Raw genomic sequence first — 19,644 nt, 5'->3', positions numbered from 1 at the left:
TACCTCCTTCTGCCCGGGCCGCCGTCTCCCCCTGTGCGGCCCGGGCACGCCGCTACCGAGAGGAAGACCATGGCACTCGACACCTCCAACTGGACTCGCGAGGACCTCGTCCGCGAGGCCAAGCTCCAGACCGACGCCATCCAACGCCTCAACGTCTGGCTGCGCCTGGGCTACTCGCTCGTGGCCGCCGGCTTCCTCGTGGGCTACTGGGGCTTCTACGGCGGGGGATCGACGGGCTTTGGCGTGCTCGGCGTCATCGTCTTGGTGGTCGGCGCGGTCATGTCCGTCGTCCTCAAGGTGGGCACGACCAACGCCAAGAAGAACGTGCGGGCGATTCTCGACGCCGCGGGCGTGGACCTGGACGCCGGCGCCAAGAAGGGCGAGCGTGCCGAGAAGAACGGGCGGGGGTGACGCCTCCCCATGGGCTCGTACGACCGCTTCCCCACCGTTCCCGTTCCGGGGCACGAGGTCCTTCTTGGCTATGGCGCCCTGCTGGCCGCACTGGCCCGCCGCGTGGACGAGCTCCGCGCGGCGGGCCCGTCGCGCGTCGTGGTCTCGTGCGAGTGCTACCCGGGCGTGCGGGAGGACGAGCTGCTGGACGCCCTGCGCGGACTGCGGCCGGACGTCCTTCTCGATACGCGGGAGCTCTTCCCTGAGCCGGCGGAGCTCACGCGCCGCATGGCGCCCTTCCTCACGGACGACCGCGTCTTCGGGCGCATGTGCTTCGGCGAGCTCGAGGACTTCATGGACGCCGACGCGCTTGCCACCGCGCGCGAGCGGGTGGCGAGCGCCGAGGGGCTCGTGGTGGTCTGCGGCTTTGGAGCGACGCTCGTCCACCCCGGTGACGTGCTCGTCTACGCGGACGTGACGCGCTGGGAGATTCAGCTCCGCTACCGCGCCGGCATGCCCAACTACGGCTGCGACAACGCGGGCGAGGACGTCCTGCGCAAGGTCAAGCGCGGCTACTTCGTGGAGTGGCGCCTGGCGGACCGCGTGAAGGCCCGCGTGCTGCCCCGGGCGGACTTCGTGGTGGACACCGTGGAGGCGGGCGCGCCCCGCGCCGTCACAGGCGAGGCGCTCCAGGACGCATTGGACGTTGCGGCGAGCCGTCCCTTCCGCACGGTTCCGTACTTCGACCCCGGCGTGTGGGGCGGCCAGTGGATGCGCGAGCGCTTTGGACTGCCGGATGACGCCCCCAACTACGCCTGGTCCTTCGACGGCGTGCCCGAGGAGAACGCGCTCGCCCTGGCCTTTGACAACGCCGTGGTGCGCGTGCCGGCGATGGACCTCACGCTCCTGCGGCCGCTGCCGCTCCTGGGCGAGGGCGTCTACGCGCGCTACGGGGCGGAGTTCCCCATCCGCTTTGACCTCCTGGACACCATGGGCGGGCAGAACCTCTCGCTGCAGGTGCACCCCACCACGGACTACATCCGGCGCGCGTTTGGCATGGCCTACACGCAGGACGAGAGCTACTACATCCTGGACGCGGGCGAGGACGCCTGCGTCTATCTGGGACTTCGCGAGGGCGTGGACCCGGCGGAGGTGATGGGCGCCCTCGAGGAGGCCAACGCGGGCGGCGAGCCCTTCGATGCGTCGCGCTACGTCAACCGCATCCCGGCGCGAAGGCACGACCACTTCCTCATTCCCGCAGGGACCATCCACGGCGCCGGGGCCAACACGATGGTCCTGGAGATCAGCGCCACGCCCTACATCTTCACGTTCAAGCTCTGGGACTGGGGCCGACTTGGCCTGGACGGCCGGCCGCGCCCGGTGCACCTCGAGCACGGGCGCGAGGTCATTCGATGGGACCGCACCACGGGGTGGGTCGAGAAGAGCCTCGTGGACCAGGTGGCGGACGTCGACGAGCCCTGCGGTGCGGCGCGGGTGGAGCGCACCGGGCTCCACGCGCTGGAGCCGCTGGAGACCAGGCGCTACACGGTGGGGCCCGGCGGGCGCGCCCTTCTCGACACGGCGGGCACCGTCAACGTGCTCAACCTGGTGGAGGGCGAGGAGGTCCTCGTGGAGAGCCCCGAGGGCGCCTTCGAGCCGATGAGGGTGCACTACGCGGAGACGTTCGTGGTCCCGGCGGCGACGGGCGCCTTCGCGATAAGAAACGACGGACGATCGACTGCGATGCTGATGCGCGCGCACGTGCGCGGTACGGAGGAGAGATGATGGCTGACGCGCTTTGCGGGGCGTCGGGCGACGGTGCCCTGCCCTCGGTGGTGTTCTCGGACGTTGACGGGACCGTCCTCGATGCGGCGCATCGGGTGAGCCCGCGGACCGCCGCGGCGGCGCGCGAGCTCGCTGCGCGCGGCGTGCCGCTCGTGCTGGTCTCGGCCCGCATGCCGGAGGCGCTGGAGGAGATAAGGCGCGAGCTGGGGTGCTCCGGTCCCACGGTGTGCTACAGCGGGGCCTACGTCATCGATGCCGCCGGCGAGGAGCTTCTGAGCAGGCCCATAGCGCTCGGGTGCGCGCTCGAGGTCCGTGACCACGTTGCCTGCGAGTTCCCCGAGCTCTGCTGCATGGCGTATGGCTACCACACGTGGGTGACGACGGACCGTCGTGACCCGCGCGTGGCGCGCGAGGAGCGGATCGTGGGCGTGGAGTCCGTCGAGGGGACGCTCGAGGAGCACTTCTCGGAGCGCGGGCTCCACAAGTTCCTGCTCGTGGGCGAGCCCGCGGCCATCGAGCGTGCGGAGCGCGAGCTGGGCGCGGCGTTCCCGCAGCTCTCCGTGGTGAGGTCCTCGTCCATTCTCTGCGAGGTCATGGACGGGCGCGCGAGCAAGACGGAGGGCATCGGCGCCGTGTGCGAGCACCTCGGCGTGCCCCTCGAGCGCGCTGCGGCGTTCGGCGACGGCCGCAACGACATCGACATGCTGCGTGCGGTGTCTCAGAGCTGGGCCATGGCCAACGCGCCCGCGGAGGTGCGCACCGCGGCCGCGCGCGTGACCGCGCTCGACAACGACCACGACGGCCTCGCTGAGACGATCTTCTCGCTTCTCGGGGAGTCGTGACGTCCCGACAGGATCGCTTTTCTCGCTTTCACGGGAGGTGTTCTTCATGCAAACTCAGGAAAAAGTTGCTACCATTAACCAACTTGAGTTTGGTGGGGCGACAAGCTCCGTGTGCTCGCTGGAAGGGACGAGTAGCGCGAGGATGGACTACGAGGACGCGGCTAAGAAGCTCATCATGTACTCCCGAGGCGTCGCCAAGGGCTCCATTGGCACGGCCTATGGCATGTCGATGGGCGAGGACCCGGTGCTCGAGTACCTCTCCCGCCAGGACGAGGGGATGAACCCGTCCGACCTTGCCAGCAAGCTCGGCTACACCCGCCCCCGCATGACGCGCATCCTGGACTCGCTGGAGGCCAAGGGCTACGTGAAGCGCGTCCCGGACGAGAACGACCGTCGCCGCGTGATCGTCTACTGCACCGACGAGGGGCGCGCATACGCCCATGACAACAGCTCGGGCGGGGTCTCGGGCCTCGCCGCGACCCTGAGCAAGATGGGCGAGCACGATGCGCGCGAGCTGCTGCGCGGCCTCGAGATTGCCTACAGCCTCACCTACGACAAGGACATCTCGATCGGGGAGTCCAAGAGGCGCAAGTAGCTTCCGCCCAAGGCCCTGTGTTCTTCTCGCTCCTCGGCAGTTTCTGTCCGGTCGGGCCGCTACACTCGTAGGGCATCAGTTGCCGAGAAGAACGTGGGAGCTCCATGACCCAGGACCAGCAGACCCTCTTTCCGCAGGCGGGCGGCTTTGCGGCGCCTGCGCCCGCACCTGCCCCGACCATCGACCTCTCGGGGCTCAACCCCGCCCAGCGGGAGGCCGCCGAGTGCACGCGCGGGCCGCTGCTCGTGCTCGCGGGCGCGGGCTCGGGCAAGACGCGCGTGCTCACGTACCGCATCGCGCACATGATCGCCGACGAGGGCGTGCGCCCCTGGCAGGTCCTTGCCATCACGTTCACCAACAAGGCCGCCGCGGAGATGCGCGAGCGCCTGGAGGCCCTGCTGCCCTACGGCACGCGCGGCATGTGGGTCTGCACCTTCCACGCCATGTGCGTGCGGATGCTGCGCGAGGACCCGGAGCTCGTGGGCTACCGGCCCAACTTCACCATCTACGATGACGACGACTCGAAGCGCCTGGTCAAGTCCATCATGGCCGACCTCGACATCGACCAGAAGCAGTTCCCGATGAACGCCATCCGCTCCAAGATCTCCTCGGCCAAGAACGCGATGGTGGGCCCGGACGAGATGGCGAGCTCGCCCAACCCCGCCGACCGCGCCGCCGCCCGCGTGTACCGCGAGCTCGACCGGCGTCTCGCCAAGGCCAACGCGATGGACTTCGACGACCTGCTCGTCAAGACCTTCGAGCTGCTCTCCCGCCGCCCCGAGGTTCTGGAGCGCTACCAGGATCGCTTCCGCCAGATCAGCGTGGACGAGTACCAGGACACCAACCACGTCCAGTACGCGATCACCAACCTGCTGGCCGCGCGCCACCGCAACCTCATGGTCGTGGGCGACGACGACCAGTCCATCTACAGCTGGCGCGGCGCGGACATCCAGAACATCCTGGACTTTGAGAAGGACTATCCGGACGCCCACGTGGTGCGCCTGGAGCAGAACTACCGCTCCACGGGCCACATCCTCGCCGCGGCCAACGCGGTGGTGGCCAATAACGCTCGCCGCAAGCCCAAGCGCCTGTTCACGGACGCCGGGGACGGCGAGAAGATCCACGTGTTCCAGGCCTCCGACGAGCGCGACGAGGGCCGCTGGATTGGCTCTGAGATCGAGAAGCTCCACGATGGCGGCACGAGCTACGACGACATGGCCGTCTTCTACCGCACCAACGCGCAGTCACGCATCCTCGAGGACATGTTCCTGCGCGCGGGGGTGCCCTACAAGATCGTGGGCGGCACGCGCTTCTTCGACCGCGCCGAGGTGCGCGACGTCATGGCCTACCTCAAGCTCGTGGTGAACCCCGACGATGACGTGGCTGCCCTGCGCGTGGTCAACACGCCGCGCCGCGGCATCGGCACCACCTCCATTAACAAGATTCGCGAGCTCGCGGCCGACGAGGGCATCTCGTTCTTCTCCGCCTGCGAGATGGCGATCGCGGAGACGGGGCTGCTCGGCGCCAAGGTGCGCCAGGCGCTCGCGGAGTTCACGGGCGTGATCGAGGCCGGGCGCCACTTCACCGGCGAGCTGGCCGACGTGGTCGACGCGATCGTGGACCGCTCCGGCCTCATCCGCGCCCTCGAGGCCGAGCACTCCGTGGAGGCGGACGGCCGCATCGAGAACATCAAGGAGTTCATGGGCGTCGCCGCCGAGTTCGACGAGACGCACGACGCCGTGGAGACCCTCGAGTCCCTGGAGCAGCTGCGTGCCGCGGGCGCGATCGAGCCGTCCGGCGCCGAGGCGGCGTCCCCGACGGGCTCAGCGCTCGCTTCGCTCGCTCGCCAAGGCGATTCGCCCGCTGGGGACGCCGCCTCGGCGCCTGTCCCTCTCAGGCCGCCCGTCGCGTCCGAGAAGCTGCCCGCGCTCATCGAGTGGCTGGCGCTGAGGTCTGACCTGGACTCGCTGGCTGGTCAGACCCATGCGGTGACGATGATGACCATTCACTCGGCCAAGGGTTTGGAGTTCCCGGTGGTGTTCGTCGCCGGCATGGAGGAGGGGATCTTCCCGCACGCCTCCTACGACGGCGACCCGGCGGCGGTTGAGGAGGAGCGGCGCCTGGCCTACGTGGCGATCACGCGCGCCCGCAAGAAGCTCTACCTCACGCATGCCGTGACCAGACGCACCTTTGGCTCGGTCCAGGCAAACCCGCCGAGCCGCTTCCTAAACGAGATCCCGTCCGCGGACGTGGAGCGCGTGGGTGTGGGCTCGTCGGGCTTTGCCGGCGTGGGCTGGGAGAAGCGCGGCGACCGCCACGGCACCTTCGGCAGCGGGCGCGGGTCTTCGGTCTACGGCGGCAACGTCTTCGGTTCGCGCACGCGCTCGACCGGCGGGGGATCGCGGCCTGCCGCGGCACCCACGGCCGCGGCTCCGGCACGGCCTGCGGCGAGCGCGTCCTTCTCGCCCGGCGACGCGGTCTCCCACAAGACCTTTGGCCCCGGCAAGGTGCTCTCCGTCTCCGGCGACACCATCGAGGTCAAGTTCACGCGCACGGGCAAGACCAAGAAGCTCCTCAAGGGCTTTGCCCCGCTCGTGAAGATCGAGGGGTAGGCTGCTCATAGAGTTTTATGCGTTCGCATAAATCTCAGGCACGAGACCGTTGATTTATGCGTACGCGTAAGGAGGAGGCGCGACATGGAGCATCTTCTGGGTATCGACGCGGGCGGCTGGCTCGACAAGGGCGTGACGCTCGTCGTGGCGGTGGTCATAGCGTGGCTGATCGAGCGCTTCGTGATACGGCTCATGCACAAGCTGCTCGACGCCTCGAACCTGCCGAGCGCGTCGCTGTTCATCAACATCGCCCGTGCCGTCATCTGGGTGCTTGCGCTGCTCAGCGTCATGAGACCGGTCTTTGGCGTGGACCCGGCGGGCTTTGTCGCCGCCCTCGGCGTGGTCTCCATCGCCGTCTCCCTGGGCATGCAGGACACGATCGCCAACATCATCGGCGGCATCAGCCTCATGCTGAGCAAGGCCGTCCAGCCCGGGGACTACATCTCCGTGGGCGACGTCACCGGCGAGGTGACCGACGTCAACTGGCGCAGCACCACCGTGATGATGCGCGGCGGCGCCCGGGAGGTCATCCCCAACTCGGTGCTCTCCAAGACCGCGCTCACGCGCATCACGCCCTGGAGCGTGGGCTACTGCGGCGTTCCCATCGCGGTGGTGCCGGGCGCGGATCTCAACGCCGTGGCGGACGAGTGCTGCCGCGTTGCGGCGCGCGAGCTCGCCGACCTGCTTGACCCCGCCTTCGAGACCGACGTCATCTTCACGGCCTTCACCGCCTACGGCACGCAGGGCGAGGTGCGCCTGCACGTGCGCCGCGACGTGGTCTGCTCCACGGCGCAGGACCGTCTTGCGCGGGCCCTCTCCGGCAGACCCTGGCTCGCGAGCGCGCTGTAGGGCATCCATAGGAGGTGCCCTTCAACGTTGTAGGCAGTTTTTGAGCAACCCCCTGAGTAGCGAGTTTTTCGCAAGTCCACTACCTGCAGTTTTTCTCTGCGAGTGATGGGCCTACTGGGGCCGCTTTCAAAAAACTGCCTACAACGGCACCGGGTCTACGCAGGAGCGTGGCATCGTGCAGGCTTGCGGACGCTAAACTGAAGCAAAGAACCGTTGAGAAGAGCCTCGTCACAGGGAGCCCCATGGAGAAGATCGCCAGCTTCACCGTCAACCACCTCGCGCTCGAGCCGGGCGTCTACGTGTCCCGCGTGGACGCGGACCCGGCCACCGGAGCCGTGGTAACCACCTTTGACCTGCGGCTCACCGCGCCCAACCGCGAGCCCGTGATGGACACCGCGGCCGTCCACGCCATCGAGCACCTGGGCGCCACCTATCTGCGCAACAGCCCGGAATGGCGCGACCGCGTGGTCTACTTTGGCCCGATGGGCTGCCGCACGGGCTTCTACCTCATCCTCTTTGGCGAGCACACCTCTGTCGAGGTGGCGCCGCTCGTGCGTGAGACCTTCGAGTTCGTCCGCGACTTCGAGGGCGAGATTCCCGGCGCGCGCCCGGAGGAGTGCGGCAACTGGCACGACGCCGATCTCGCGCAGGCCCAGTGGTGGGCGCGCCGCTATGTCGCGGACACGCTGACGGACATCGACGAGGCGCACCTCGTCTACCCGCAGGACTAACGCCCTTCTCGTCAGACCGTCCATCTCCCGCACCTCAGCCGCTGACGTGCGGATTCTGGACGTTTTAGGCGAGAAAACCGTCCATTTCACGCACCTCAATCGTTAGCGTGCGGATTCTGGACACTCTGGGACGAGAAACCGTCCATTTCACGAACGGAAGGGGAGCACATGAAAATCGGGATCATCGGGGCCATGGACGTCGAGGTGGAGCACCTCAAGGCCGAGCTCGCGGACGCGCACGTGGAGCGCGTGGCCGGCACGGACTTCTGCTCGGGGCGCCTGGGCGAGAAGGACGTGGTCGTGGTCAAGTGCGGCGTCGGCAAGGTGAACGCCGGCATCTGCGCCCAGACCCTGGCCGACCACTTCGGCTGCACGCACCTTATCAACACGGGCATCGCCGGATCGCTCGACGCCGCCCGCCTCGACATCGGCGACCTCGTCGTGGCCACGGACTGCGTCCAGCATGACTTCACGGTGGAGGAGCTCGGCTACACCCCGGGTCTCATCCCCGGCCGCGAGCAGGTGGAGTTTGTCGCGGACGCGGCCCTGCGCGAGGCGGCGCTTGCCGCTGCTTCCGCGGCGGCGCCCGAGGTCAACGTGCTCGCCGGCCGCGTGGCGTCGGGCGACCAGTTCGTCTGCCACGAGTCCACCCGTCGTCGCATCGTGGAGCAGTTCGGGGCCCTGTGCTGCGAGATGGAGGGAGCCGCGATTGCCCAGGCGGCCGAGGCCAACGGGGTGCCCTTCGTCATCGTTCGCGCGATTTCCGACAAGCCGGGAACCGAGGGCCAGGCCATGGACTACGCCACCTTCGAGCGCGCCTCCGCCGAGCGCTGCGCCAAGATCGTCGAGCACATGGTCACCGCGCTCTAGCCAACCTGACCGCCGACCCGAGCGCGCCATTGACATCCGGCGCTCGGAAAGTCCTCGCCGCAAAGAGCGTGGCTGCGGAACTCGCGGCGGACGTCAACGGCGCGCTCGGGTCGGCTTATCTGCCTGTGCTTGCGGTCGTCGCGCAACAGGTTGAGCAGCGACGGGCGGGCCAACGTCCGCCGCGAGTTCTTGCCGCGCTCTCTGCGGCAAGCTGTTTGAGCGCCGGATGTTGGCCCGCCCGCTGCGGACAGGTATGGAATGGTAGAGCTACAGCCCCATCACGCCCATGCCCACGAGGGTGGGGCCGGTGTGGACGAGAAGGTCGGCGGAGAGCCCGGTCTGCAGGATCTCGACCGCGTTGCCGATGCGTTCGCGCAGGCGCCCCGCGAGCTCCTCGCGCAGCGCGGGGTCGTACGTGCAGACCGCCAGGCGCACCTGCGGCCAGCGCGCAGCCTGCTCGGCCACCAGCGAAATCTGCGTGTCGAGCGCGCGCTGCCACCCGCGGGCCTTCTTCTCAATGACATACTTGCCCTCGGGGCTGCAGGTGAGGACGGGCTTGATGTTGAGGACGGAGCCCACGCGGTAGACGGCCTCGCTGATGCGGCCGCCCTTGCGCAGGAAGTCGAGCTTCTGGACCGAGAAGAACACGCGCACGCGCTCGCTCACCGCCGTAAGGACGCTGCCCAGGCGGTCGAGCGGCATGCCCGCCTCGATCTGGCGCGCAGCCTCCATCACGACGAAGCCCGCCGCGATGCCGATGCTCTTGGTGTCCACCATGACCACCGGGAAGTCCTCCATCTGGCGCGCCACCATGCCGATGGTCTCGAACGTGGCCGAGAGGCCCGAGGAGATGGTCACCACGACGGCGCCCACGTAGCCGTCACGCCGCGCCCGCTCGAAGGTGTCGCGGATCTTCATGGGGGAGGGCAGCGACGTGGTGGGGATCTCCTCGGCAAAGCGCTCGACGACCTCCTGCGCGGTGATGTCGACGCCGTTCTCGTACGTGGAGCCGTCGGAGTAGTTGATGCGCAGCGGCAGGACGCGAATGTCATGGGCGGCGACGAAGTCCGCCGGGGTGTCCGTGCCCGAGTCCGTGATGATGGCGATGCGCTGCTCGTTCATGACTCTGCTCTCCCTCGCGACGTGACGCTCGGCGCCACGGTGGGTATCATGTTGAACAGACTATAGCCCTTTCATATGGTTTTGAATACTAGATACTCCGCTTTTGAAGATATTACGGGGGTGGGCGGCATGGCAGACAAGACGAAGGCGCTGGTTCCTGTGCGCGTCACCGACGAGCGGCGCCGAGAGCTCGCCGAGCGTCTGGGGTCGGTGCACATCTCGCGCATCCGTGAGATGCCTCGCATCGAGCTCTACCTCGATCAGCTGCTCACGCTCGTCTCCCAGGAGCTCGAGTTCATGCAGCTTCCCGGCGAGACGCTCGTGACGGGATCGATGGTCAACAACTACGTCAAGCAGGGGGTCATTCCGGCGCCGCGCAAGAAGCGCTATACCCGCCGGCACGTTGCGGCTCTGCTGTTTGTCTGCGCCCTCAAGCGCGTGTTCTCAATCGCGCAGGTGAGCCAGCTCGCGGCGCTCATCTGGGCCTCCGACCTCGACCTCGAGGCGCTCTACGATAGCTCCTGCGAGGCCCTCGAGCACGCGCTCGCCGCCTACGTGTCGCCGGGCGAGAAGGACGCGCGCCCCGTGCTCGAGCTGCGCGACCAGTCGGGCGACCCCGCCGCCCCCGAGCTCGCGTGGCTGCTCGGCGCCGCGACCGACGCCCTGGCGTCCAAGGTGGTCGTCGAGCAGACGCTGCTTCTCGGCGAGAAGGGGGAGTGAGCTCCGTGTCACGCCCGGGTGCGATCTTCGACGAGCCGGCAGTCGTGAGGCGCCTGGAGCGCAGGAGCGCGCTCGCGGCGGTGACCGGCAGCTCCACCGTCGCCGCGGCGGTCATGGTGGCCGCGGCACTTCTCGCCCTGGTGGTGGCCAACACCCCGCTCTACGAGGGGGTCGAGCACGTCCTGGGGCTGCCGCTGATCGTGGGCGTGGGCCGGCTCGAGGTCTCGCTCACCGTCGAGCAGTTCGTGAACGACTTCCTCATGGCCGTCTTCTTCCTGCTCGTGGGTATCGAGCTCAAGTACGAGACCACGGTGGGCCAGCTCCGGCGCCCCCGCCAGGCGGCGCTTCCGATGCTCGCGGCGGTGGGCGGCGTCTGCATGCCGGCCCTGATCTACCTGGTCCTCAACTTGGGCGGGGAGGCGCGCGGCTGGGCGGTGCCCATCGCGACCGACATCGCCTTCGCGCTGGGCGTGGTGTCGCTGCTGGGCGACCGCATATCGCCTGCCACCAAGGTCTTCTTCCAGACGCTCGCCATCGCCGACGACATCCTCGCTATCGTGGTGATAGCCCTCTTCTACGGGCAGGTCCCGCAGCTGGGATGGTGCCTCGCGTCGCTCGCCCTCGTGGGCGTGCTCGCCGCGCTCAACCGCGCCCGCGTCTACTCCGTGGCGCCCTACGTGGCCGTGGGCCTGGTGCTCTGGGCGTGCATGTTCAACTCGGGGATTCACGCCACGCTCGCGGGCGTCATCCTCGCCTTCGCCCTTCCGAGCCGCTCCGACGTGCGCCTCTCCGAGCTCGGCGGCTGGCTCGAGCGGCGCGCCCACGACCTCGACGACACCTACGACGACGAGCATCACGTCCTCGGCCAGCACGACTTCACCGAGGGCGCCTGGCGCACCGAGCGCGTGATGCACCATGTCACGCCGCCGCTGCAGCGCATGGAGCGCTACGTCTCGGTCTTCGTGAACTTCCTCGTGCTGCCGCTGTTTGCCTTCGTCAACGCGGAGCTGCACCTGGTGGGGGAGAACTTCGGGGCGCTGCTCGCGAGCCCCGTCGCTCACGGCGTCTACCTCGGCGCCGTGGTGGGCAAGCCCCTGGGTATCATCGGCGTGACCTGGCTGCTCGTGCGCCTGGGTTTTGCGCGCCTGCCGCGCGGCATGGACTGGCCGCAGGTCGTGACCGTCGGCATCATGGGCGGCGTGGGCTTTACGATGTCGATCCTCATCACCGGCCTCGCGTTCTCGAGCCCGGAGGACGCGATCGCCGCCAAGTGCGCCATCCTGCTGGGGTCTGTGAGCTCGGCGCTTCTCGGCATCCTCTTCGCGCGGCTCGCCCTTCGCGCCGGAGAGCGCCCCGAGCGCCCCTCTCGGCGCCGTCGGGGGCGCCCACGCAATTAATGTCCGGTCCTAGGGGTATCCTAGTCCCATGACGTTTTGGGGGACGACGCCCGATTGGAGACTCGCATGAGTGGACTCAAGCGCCTATGCACGGTCGTCTTTGTGCTCGCCTGCGCCTTCGCGCTCGCGGCCTTTGCGCTCACGTGGTTTGGCCCGTGGACGGCCGAGGTCTCGGCGCTGTTCAACCTCGAGCCGTTCGCCCTCGCCGTGGTCGCGTGCCTCGCGGTGAGCGCGCTGGGCCTCCTGGTGCTGCTGGGGCGGGCCCTCTTCTCCCGTCGGACCGTCCGCACCGTCGAGATCGCCACGGTGGACGGCGGCGTCATCTCCGTCACGCGCGACGCCATCGCCGCCCAGGCCTCCCACATCGTCGAGGCGGACGGCACCTGCGACGCCGCGCGCGTCCGCGTGGACGCCAAGGCCCGCGGGCACATCCGCGTGCACGTGCGGGTGCTCCCGCACGAGACGGTGGACGTGGTCGCCAAGGGCGCGGAGCTGCACGAGGAGCTCATGGACGGCCTCGCCGCCGTGTGCGGGGACAAGGTCGAGGACGTGAGCCTGGAGTTTGTGGAGCCCGAGTCCGTGACGCTTGCCGGCGGGGACGAGGACGCCGAGCAGGCGGCCGAGGCTGCCGCCAGGCCGGCGCCCAAGGCCCCAACGCCCGACACAACGAGCGAGATCACGGTGTCCATGGGCGGCTCGCGCGAGCCCGAGAGGGAGGTGTAGGCAATGGCGGACGAGAAGACCCACAAGCCCAAGATTAACGTGGGCGAGAAGGACGCGGAGCGCCAGGAGCCGCCGGCCGCGGAGACCCCCGAGGCCAAGCCCGCCGCGAACGAGGGGCGCAGCGTGGGCGACGCCCTGCGAAACGGCGTGGGCCTCGTCAGCGCCTGGGTGCGGAGAACCTTCCCGGGGCAGGAGAAGGCCTTCTGGGGCGCCATCCTGGGTCTGATCGCGGCGGTCGTGTTTCTCGCCGTGGGACCGTGGCCGCTTTTTGTGGTCGTGGTCTTTGTCTTTGTGGGCGTGGCCGCGGGGCAGGTCCTCGACGGCGATCCCAAGATCGTGAACACGCTGAGGCACCTCTTCAACCGGAACAGCCAGTAGCCATCGACGTCGCCGGGAAGTCCCGGCAGCAAGGAGCGGGACATGAGCAACACGACGAGTGACAAGGTCGAGCAGGTCACCCCGGAGCCGGAGGTCGCCTCCGATCAGACGACTCTTGCCGAGGTGACGGAGACGGGCACGGACATCGAGGCCTTCTCCGACGAGGAGGACCTCGACTCCGAGGACTCCCTAACCTTCTCCAACGGCGTCATCGAGAAGATCGTGGCCATCGCGATGCGCGAGGTCCCGGGCGTCGTGGGCATGAAGGGGACCTGGTTCAACCGCGTCCAGGACGCCTTTGGCGCGAGCGACTCCACCAAGGGCGTGACCGTCGAGGTCACCCCCGAGAGCGCGGTGCGCGTGAACATCTCCGTGCTCATCGAGTACGGCGCCTATGCGCCGCAGGTCTTCGAGGACGTCAAGAAGGCCGTGGTCAAGCAGGTCACGGGCATGACGGGCCTCGAGGTCGCGGGCGTCAACCTGCGCATCGAGGACGTCCTCACCCCCGAGGAGGTCGAGCAGCGCAGCCGTCGCGCCGCGGCCGCCTCCAAGAAGGAGGAGAAGGACGCCGCCGACGACGCCGAGTAGCTCTGGCTAGGGTTCTCTGCCAATTGGGGACGTGTTATTTCGTGCAGACGGAAAGCGTCTGCACGAAATAACACGTCCCCAATTGGCAGAGAACCCTACACCTCGTAGGGGGTGTCCTCGCCGGCGGCGAAGGCGAGCAGCGCCTCGATGTTGCTGCGCACCATGCCCTCGACGTCCTCGACGGTGTAGAACGCCATGTGCGGTGTCACGACCACGTTGGGAAGCGCCATGAGGGCCGCCCGGTCGCGGCCCGCGAGCACGTCACGGCTGCGGTCGAGGTAGTAGAGCCCCGCCTCGTCCTCGATGGTGTCGAGCGCGGCCCCGCCCAGATGCCCGGACTCGAGCGCGTCGAGTAGCGCCGCCGTGTCCACGAGGCTGCCTCGCGCCGCGTTCACGAGCACCGCGCCCTCCCGCATGCGCGCGAGCTCGCCCGCGCCGATCATGTGACGGTTCTCGGGCAGGCCCGGCGCGTGCAGCGTCACCACGTCGGAGGCCGCGAGCAGCTCGGGCAGGCTCACGTATTCGACGAGCCCGGAGAGCTCGTCCTTCTCGACCGGGTCGCACGCGAGGACGCGGCAGCCAAAGCCCTGCAGCTCGCGGACCACGCACGAGCCGATGGCGCCGGTCCCCACCACGCCCACGGTGCAGCTCCCGAGCGACCGGCCGATCTTGCCCTCGAGCGAGAAGTCCTGCGCGGCGGCGCAGCGCTGGACGAACTTGACCCTGCGCAGCGCCATGAGCATCAGCATGATCGCGTAGTCGGCCACGCCCTCGGGCGGGTAGGCGGCGTGCGCGATGCGAATGCCCAGCTTGCGGGCGTGCTCCACGTCGATGTGGTCGTAGCCGATCGAGCGCGTGGCAATCCCGCGGATCCCGAGCGCGTGGTAGCGGTCGAGCAGCTCCGGCGTCATGGGGTTGGTGATGATGCACAGGGCGTCGGCGCCCTCTGCCAGGCCCGCGTTGTCGAGCGTGGGGTAGTCGGGCGTCCAGCCGTACTCAAAGCCCAGCTCATGGCTCAGCGCGTCGAGATAGCCCAGCTCGTCGTAGGGCCGAAGCGCATACGCAAAGATCCTCATGTCCCTCTCCCCGTTCTGTTAATTGGGGACAGTTCCCAATTCACAGGCCCAGTGTAGCAAGTGTGTCAATTGGGGACGTGTTATTTCGTGCAGACGGTTTGGGACAGGTCTCTGTTTGACCTGTCCCAAACCGTCTGCACGAAATAACACGTCCCCAATTGGCTGCTAGAATCGACGTGACTTCGACCAGAGGGGGAGCAATGCGCGACAGCGTGAGCATCGGCGCCGTGGAGGCCGCGGCGCGAGCCAACAACAAGCCCGGGCCGGACCACATGAACTGCGGTGAGTCCGTGATCGCGGCGCTCTGGGACGCCTTCGAGCCGGACTTCCCGCGCTCGGTCGTGGCGATGGGAGCCGGCATGGGCGCGGGCATCGGAGGCTCGGGCTGCGTCTGCGGGGCGCTCGCGGGCGCCGTCGCGTTTCTCGGCCTCATGGTGGGCACCAAGGAGCGCGCCAAGCCGCTCGCTGCCGAGCTGCACGACGCCTTCTGCGCGGGCACGGCAAAGCACGTGACCTGCTGCCGCGTGCTCACGCGTGGGATGGAGTGGTGGGGTGAGGAGCGCGTCTCCCAGTGCCAGTATCACTGCGCACTCGCGGCCGGCGCCGCGGCCCAGATCCTCTGCCGCGAGCTCGGCGTCCGCGCGGAGGCATAGAGCGCGCCGCCCTTGTCCCCTCACAGGGGGCGGGAATCGTGCACTGAGCCCGGCTACAGGGCGAGAAGGACCACGTAGGCAGCCACGGCCAGGCCCGCCACGAGACAGCACGCCTCGACGACGCCGTCCGTGCGGCAAAGACTGAGGCTGAGTCCGCGCCTCGCGGGCCAGAGCAGGCGCAGCCCCCGATGGGTGAGCGCATCGAGCGCGAGGTGGGAGGCCATGCCGGCCGCAACGGGCGCGGCGAGTGGCGGGCAGACGAGCCACGTCGCCGCGGCAAACCCGGCGAGCGCCGCGAGCGAGTGCGAGAAGCCGCGATGCGCCGAGAGCCGCGCCGCGCAGCCAAGGGCCACGAGAGCGATGGCGCCGGCGGCGACCGCGTCGAGCCCCGCCTCCGCCGCCCGACGCGCGAGCGGCCAGCCGGCGGCGGCCTCCGCCCCCAGGGCAAAGACGAGCAGGACAGCGCACCCCACGCGCGCGAGCCGCTCCTGCAGCGGGTGCGCGGTGTTTCTCACGTCGAGGTCGGGGAGCATGCCGCCGAGCGCCCCGCCCGCGGCGGCGCAGGCGAGCGCCGCCGGCGACGCAAGGCCCGGCCCAAGCGCCGACGCCGCGGCCAGCCCCGCCGCGGCCCCGACGATGACGTGCGTCTTCCCGGTCACGAGCGCTCCGTTCTTCTCGGCTTCCCATAAGGCATTGTTACGCATCGCGCGCCGGCCGAGAAGAGCTCGCCGCTGGGTCCGGCCGGCCGTGCTACACTACCAACCGACAACGGGGGGCTGGCGCACGCCGGCTGAGATTGGGCCCAGGAGATCGGACGCGCGTCCGAGAGCGGCCCTGACCCAGGAACCTGATCCGGGTAATGCCGGCGTAGGGAAGAGCTTCGCGCGCAACGAGGCACCTACGAGAGATGGGGTGCCTTGGGGCACCCGGAAGGGAGGGCGCGTGAACTGCTCGGTTGCGATTCAGTTCCTGCCCATGGACGCCACCACGGACGACGCCACGTGCGACGCGGTGGACGCGGTCATCGCCTACATCGACTCCACGGGGATCGACTACTTCGTCGGCCCCTTCGAGACGGCGATCGAGGGCGACTACGAGACCTGCATGGAGATCCTCAAGAACTGCCAGCTCGTGGGTGCCAAGGCGGGGTGCAAGCACATGATGTGCTACGCCAAGATCAACTATCGCCCCGACGGCGACGTCATGTCCACGGACCGCAAGGTCGGCAAGTACCACCCCGGCGACCCCGAGTTCGCCCCCAAGAGCGCGGACGCGGCGGCCTAGCATGGCGCGCTCCGTCGCCCGTCCCGAGCCCAGCCGCGCCCGTCGCGTCCTCACGCCGCTGCTGACCATCGTGGCCCTTCTTGCCCTGTGGCAGGCCGTGGTGGCGGTGGGCCTGGTTCCCAACTTCCTGCTGCCCACGCCGGTGCAGGTGGTCCAGGCCCTCGTCGAGGACGCGGCGCTGCTCGCGAGCCACTGCGTGACCACGCTCGCCGAGGCCGCGGCCGGCCTTGCCGCAGGCGTTGCCCTGGGGTTTGTCTTCGCGGTGCTCATGGACCGGTTCGAGTCCTTCTACCTGGCGTTCGAGCCGCTCATGACCATCTCCCAGACCATCCCGACCGTTGCCATCGCGCCGCTTCTGGTGCTGTGGCTCGGCTACGGCGCCCTGCCCAAGATCGTGCTCGTGATCATCTCGACGTTCTTCCCGATCACGGTCTCGCTGGCCTCGGGCTTTCGCTCGGTGGACCCGGACGTCGTCGACCTCATGCGCACCATGAACGCCTCGCGCTGGCAGATCTTCTGGTACGCCAAGCTGCCCGCCGCGGCCGACCAGTTCTTCAGCGGCCTCAAGATCTCCGCCACCTACGCCATCGTCGGCGCCGTCATCGCCGAGTGGCTCGGCGGCAACGAGGGACTGGGCGTCTACATGACGCGCGTCCGCAAGTCCTTCTCGTACGACCGCATGTTTGCCGCGATCATCGTCATATCCGCCCTGTCGCTGGGCCTCATGAAGCTCGTGGAGCTTGCCCAGCGCGTGCTCATGCCCTGGAAGAGGGCCGAAAGGAACAACAATGAGCGATAAGAACCTCGCCAAGAACCTCAACCGCCGCCAGTTCGTCGCCGTCGCCGGCGCCGCCGCGGCAAGCGTCGCCCTGGCCGCCTGTGACAACAGCTCCGGCGTCGTCGAGGGCCCGGACGGCACGGCCTCCTCGAGCGACAACGCCGACGACGCCGAGAAGACCAAGATCTCCTTTGTCCTGGACTACACGCCTAACACCAACCACACGGGCATCTACGTGGCCCTCGACCAGGGCTACTTTGCCGACGAGGGTCTCGAGGTCGAGATCGTGCAGCCGCCCGCGGACGGCGCCGACGCCCTCATCGGGGCCGGCGGCGCGCAGATGGGCGTCTCCTACCAGGACTACATCGCCAACAACCTGGCCTCCGACCAGCCGATGCCCTACTCGGCCGTGGCCGCGATCATCCAGCACAACACCTCCGGCATCATGAGCCGCGAGGAAGACGGCATCACGCACCCGGCCGCCATGGAGGGCCACACCTACGCCACCTGGAACATGCCCGTCGAGCAGGCCACGGTCAAGCGCTGCGTGGAGGCCGACGGCGGCGACTGGTCCAAGGTCGAGCTCGTGCCGTACGAGGTCGATGACGAGGTCTCCGGCCTGCGTGCCAACATGTTCGACACCGTGTGGGTCTACGAGGCTTGGGCGGTCCAGAACGCCGTGGTGCAGGACTTCCCGTACAACTACTTCAGCTTCATCTCGGTGGACCCGGTCTTTGACTACTACACCCCGGTCATCGCCGCCAACGACGACTTCGCCGCCCAGAACCCCGAGGCCGTGAAGGCCTTCCTGCGCGCGGTCAAGAAGGGCTACGAGTACGCGGTGGACAACCCCGACGGCGCCGCGGACATCCTCTGCGCCCAGGTGCCCGAGCTCGATGCCGACCTCGTCCACCAGAGCCAGACCTTCCTGGCCGACCAGTACACCGCCGAGGCCGAGAGCTGGGGCGTCATCGACCCCGAGCGCTGGGCCGCGTTCTACCAGTGGCTCAACGACAACGACCTCGTGGCCAACAAGCTCGACGTCAACGCCGGCTACGACCTCTCCTTCCTGGAGTAAGCATGGCAGAGGCTGGCGAGAAGCACGTGCGGGCAGTCGACGTGGCGAGCAGCCCCGCCGCGAGTTCCGCAGCCGCGCGTCCTGTGCGTGGCGAGGACTGTCCGAGCGCCGGGGCTGCTCGCCACGTCGACGGAGGGACGGGAACGCCTGCGCTCGAGGCGCGCGACCTGACGCTCTCCTGGGACGGCGAGCACATCGTCGTCCAGGGCGTGTCCGTTGACGTCGCGCCGGGCGAGGTCTGCTGCCTCGTGGGCCGCTCCGGCTGCGGAAAGACCACGATCCTGCACGCGCTCGCCGGCCTCACGACTCCTGTGTCCGGTCACGTCCTCCTGCATGGGGAGGACGTGACCGGACGTCCCGGTCGCGTGAGCTACATGCTCCAGAAGGACCTGCTGCTGCCGAGCCGCCGCATCATCGACAACGTGTGCTTGCCGCTCGTGCTCGCCGGCGCGAAGAAGGCGGAGGCCCGCGCGAAGGCGGCGCCGCTCTTCGAGCGCTTTGGCCTCGCGGGCTGCGAGCTCAAGTGGCCGAGCGAGCTCTCCGGCGGCATGCGCCAGCGCGCGGCGTTTTTGCGCACCTACCTCATGGGCGCGGACGTGACGCTGCTCGACGAGCCCTTCTCGGCGCTCGACGCCCTCACGCGCACGGACGTGCGTCGCTGGTTCGTGGGCGTGGCGGCCGAGCTTGGGCTCTCCGCCCTGGTGATCACGCACGACGTTGACGAGGCGGTCTCCATGGCGAGCCGCATCTACGTGCTCGCGGGCGCGCCGTCGGCGGGGGAGCCCAGTCACGTGGCGGGCGTCGTCGAGGTCAGCCGCGTCGAGAGCGAGCACTTCGAGCTCACCGACGAGTACCTCGCCGCCAAGCGCCAGGTCATGGCCCTGTTGGGGTAGGCCCCCTCGAATCACTGCCCTTTGAGGGTATGTACACCTCCCGACCCCTCGTTCTTCTCGTCCAAGCCTTTGACCTGCGGATATGCGAGAAGGACTTGGGGGTGGCGTGTGCATACCCTATCGGCTCGGCGCGCATGTCCCGGCGCGTGTCCGTGCCGTCCCCTCGGCGGTGTCATCTGCTCGTAAGGCTCCCGTAAGGCTCCCGCAAGGCCCTGCCCCGCAGAAGGGGGAGGGCTCGCCAACGGACGTATCGTGGTGCTACGGATATGTCCGAAGGGAG

At 68.7% G+C, this 19,644-nt stretch carries 21 protein-coding genes and 1 riboswitch; of the genes, 18 read left to right on the top strand and 3 right to left on the bottom strand.

Annotated elements, in window-relative coordinates:
* Positions 1 to 69: 69 nt before the first annotated feature.
* From NW198_RS05325 to NW198_RS05290, 8 genes are all read left to right on the top strand, one after another.
* Complete coding sequence (locus NW198_RS05325; protein ID WP_258340312.1) at positions 70 to 411, top strand: hypothetical protein; 342 nt, start codon at positions 70 to 72, stop codon at positions 409 to 411.
* A 9-nt stretch (positions 412 to 420) separates the two neighbouring features.
* The gene (locus tag NW198_RS05320) at positions 421 to 2,175 is read left to right on the top strand and encodes a class I mannose-6-phosphate isomerase (RefSeq protein ID WP_258340311.1); all 1,755 of its coding nucleotides are present in this window, start codon (positions 421 to 423) and stop codon (positions 2,173 to 2,175) included.
* Positions 2,175 to 3,017 (top strand): Cof-type HAD-IIB family hydrolase, encoded by an 843-nt coding sequence (locus NW198_RS05315; protein ID WP_258340310.1) that lies wholly within the window; start codon positions 2,175 to 2,177, stop codon positions 3,015 to 3,017. The genes NW198_RS05320 and NW198_RS05315 overlap by 1 nt, the downstream gene beginning before the upstream one ends.
* A gap of 142 nt (positions 3,018 to 3,159) precedes the next feature.
* Positions 3,160 to 3,612: a MarR family winged helix-turn-helix transcriptional regulator gene (locus NW198_RS05310; protein ID WP_258340309.1), complete on the top strand. Its 453-nt coding sequence runs from the start codon at positions 3,160 to 3,162 to the stop codon at positions 3,610 to 3,612.
* 104 nt (positions 3,613 to 3,716) lie between these two features.
* Entirely contained in the window at positions 3,717 to 6,224 is a 2,508-nt protein-coding gene (locus NW198_RS05305; RefSeq protein WP_258340308.1) for an ATP-dependent helicase, read from the top strand.
* 84 nt (positions 6,225 to 6,308) lie between these two features.
* Complete coding sequence (locus NW198_RS05300; RefSeq protein ID WP_258340307.1) at positions 6,309 to 7,073, top strand: mechanosensitive ion channel family protein; 765 nt, start codon at positions 6,309 to 6,311, stop codon at positions 7,071 to 7,073.
* Between the two features lie 242 nt (positions 7,074 to 7,315).
* Positions 7,316 to 7,804 carry an S-ribosylhomocysteine lyase gene (locus tag NW198_RS05295; RefSeq protein WP_087315586.1) on the top strand — a complete coding sequence of 163 codons (489 nt, stop codon included), beginning with the start codon at positions 7,316 to 7,318 and terminating at the stop codon, positions 7,802 to 7,804.
* Between the two features lie 168 nt (positions 7,805 to 7,972).
* Positions 7,973 to 8,674, top strand: a complete 702-nt coding sequence (locus NW198_RS05290) for a 5'-methylthioadenosine/adenosylhomocysteine nucleosidase (RefSeq protein WP_258340306.1) — start codon at positions 7,973 to 7,975, stop codon at positions 8,672 to 8,674.
* A 267-nt stretch (positions 8,675 to 8,941) separates the two neighbouring features.
* Here NW198_RS05290 and NW198_RS05285 read toward each other — a convergent pair whose 3' ends face one another.
* Complete coding sequence (locus NW198_RS05285; protein ID WP_087315582.1) at positions 8,942 to 9,796, bottom strand: DegV family protein; 855 nt, start codon at positions 9,794 to 9,796, stop codon at positions 8,942 to 8,944.
* Between the two features lie 129 nt (positions 9,797 to 9,925).
* Between NW198_RS05285 and NW198_RS05280 the strand changes: the two genes are divergently transcribed.
* The 5 genes from NW198_RS05280 (at position 9,926) to NW198_RS05260 (ending at position 13,602) form a co-directional block, all read left to right on the top strand.
* The gene (locus NW198_RS05280) at positions 9,926 to 10,516 is read left to right on the top strand and encodes a DUF1836 domain-containing protein (RefSeq protein ID WP_158094571.1); all 591 of its coding nucleotides are present in this window, start codon (positions 9,926 to 9,928) and stop codon (positions 10,514 to 10,516) included.
* A complete protein-coding gene (gene nhaA / locus NW198_RS05275; RefSeq protein ID WP_258340305.1) occupies positions 10,513 to 11,913 on the top strand; it encodes a Na+/H+ antiporter NhaA in 1,401 nt (466 codons plus the stop codon). The genes NW198_RS05280 and nhaA overlap by 4 nt, the downstream gene beginning before the upstream one ends.
* 66 nt (positions 11,914 to 11,979) lie before the next feature.
* Entirely contained in the window at positions 11,980 to 12,636 is a 657-nt protein-coding gene (amaP, locus tag NW198_RS05270; protein ID WP_087315578.1) for an alkaline shock response membrane anchor protein AmaP, read from the top strand.
* Positions 12,637 to 12,639: 3 nt separating this feature from the next.
* Positions 12,640 to 13,014, top strand: a complete 375-nt coding sequence (locus NW198_RS05265) for a DUF2273 domain-containing protein (RefSeq protein ID WP_258340304.1) — start codon at positions 12,640 to 12,642, stop codon at positions 13,012 to 13,014.
* Between the two features lie 42 nt (positions 13,015 to 13,056).
* Positions 13,057 to 13,602 (top strand): Asp23/Gls24 family envelope stress response protein, encoded by a 546-nt coding sequence (locus NW198_RS05260; RefSeq protein ID WP_087315574.1) that lies wholly within the window; start codon positions 13,057 to 13,059, stop codon positions 13,600 to 13,602.
* 95 nt (positions 13,603 to 13,697) lie between these two features.
* Here NW198_RS05260 and NW198_RS05255 read toward each other — a convergent pair whose 3' ends face one another.
* A complete protein-coding gene (locus NW198_RS05255) occupies positions 13,698 to 14,678 on the bottom strand; it encodes a D-isomer specific 2-hydroxyacid dehydrogenase family protein (protein WP_258340303.1) in 981 nt (326 codons plus the stop codon).
* Between the two features lie 200 nt (positions 14,679 to 14,878).
* On the opposite strand from NW198_RS05255, the gene NW198_RS05250 reads away from it, so the two are divergent.
* Positions 14,879 to 15,331: a C-GCAxxG-C-C family protein gene (locus NW198_RS05250; RefSeq protein ID WP_087315570.1), complete on the top strand. Its 453-nt coding sequence runs from the start codon at positions 14,879 to 14,881 to the stop codon at positions 15,329 to 15,331.
* Positions 15,332 to 15,384: 53 nt separating this feature from the next.
* Here NW198_RS05250 and NW198_RS05245 read toward each other — a convergent pair whose 3' ends face one another.
* A complete protein-coding gene (locus NW198_RS05245; RefSeq protein ID WP_258340302.1) occupies positions 15,385 to 15,990 on the bottom strand; it encodes a metal-dependent hydrolase in 606 nt (201 codons plus the stop codon).
* 101 nt (positions 15,991 to 16,091) lie between these two features.
* A riboswitch (TPP riboswitch) is annotated at positions 16,092 to 16,222 on the top strand.
* A 51-nt stretch (positions 16,223 to 16,273) separates the two neighbouring features.
* On the opposite strand from NW198_RS05245, the gene NW198_RS05240 reads away from it, so the two are divergent.
* The 4 genes from NW198_RS05240 to NW198_RS05225 are packed head-to-tail and all read left to right on the top strand — an operon-like array spanning position 16,274 to position 19,364.
* Positions 16,274 to 16,615 carry a thiamine-binding protein gene (locus tag NW198_RS05240; RefSeq protein ID WP_087315566.1) on the top strand — a complete coding sequence of 114 codons (342 nt, stop codon included), beginning with the start codon at positions 16,274 to 16,276 and terminating at the stop codon, positions 16,613 to 16,615.
* Position 16,616: 1 nt separating this feature from the next.
* On the top strand, positions 16,617 to 17,414 hold the full coding sequence (locus tag NW198_RS05235) for an ABC transporter permease (RefSeq protein WP_258340301.1): 798 nt from the start codon (positions 16,617 to 16,619) through the stop codon (positions 17,412 to 17,414).
* On the top strand, positions 17,404 to 18,471 hold the full coding sequence (locus NW198_RS05230) for an ABC transporter substrate-binding protein (protein WP_258340300.1): 1,068 nt from the start codon (positions 17,404 to 17,406) through the stop codon (positions 18,469 to 18,471). The genes NW198_RS05235 and NW198_RS05230 overlap by 11 nt, the downstream gene beginning before the upstream one ends.
* 2 nt (positions 18,472 to 18,473) lie before the next feature.
* On the top strand, positions 18,474 to 19,364 hold the full coding sequence (locus NW198_RS05225) for an ABC transporter ATP-binding protein (RefSeq protein WP_087315561.1): 891 nt from the start codon (positions 18,474 to 18,476) through the stop codon (positions 19,362 to 19,364).
* Positions 19,365 to 19,644 lie beyond the last annotated feature (280 nt).

The organism is Thermophilibacter sp. ET337, from assembly GCF_024733715.1.
Lineage (GTDB): Bacteria > Actinomycetota > Coriobacteriia > Coriobacteriales > Atopobiaceae > Thermophilibacter.
This window is presented reverse-complemented; position numbering and strand designations above follow the sequence as displayed.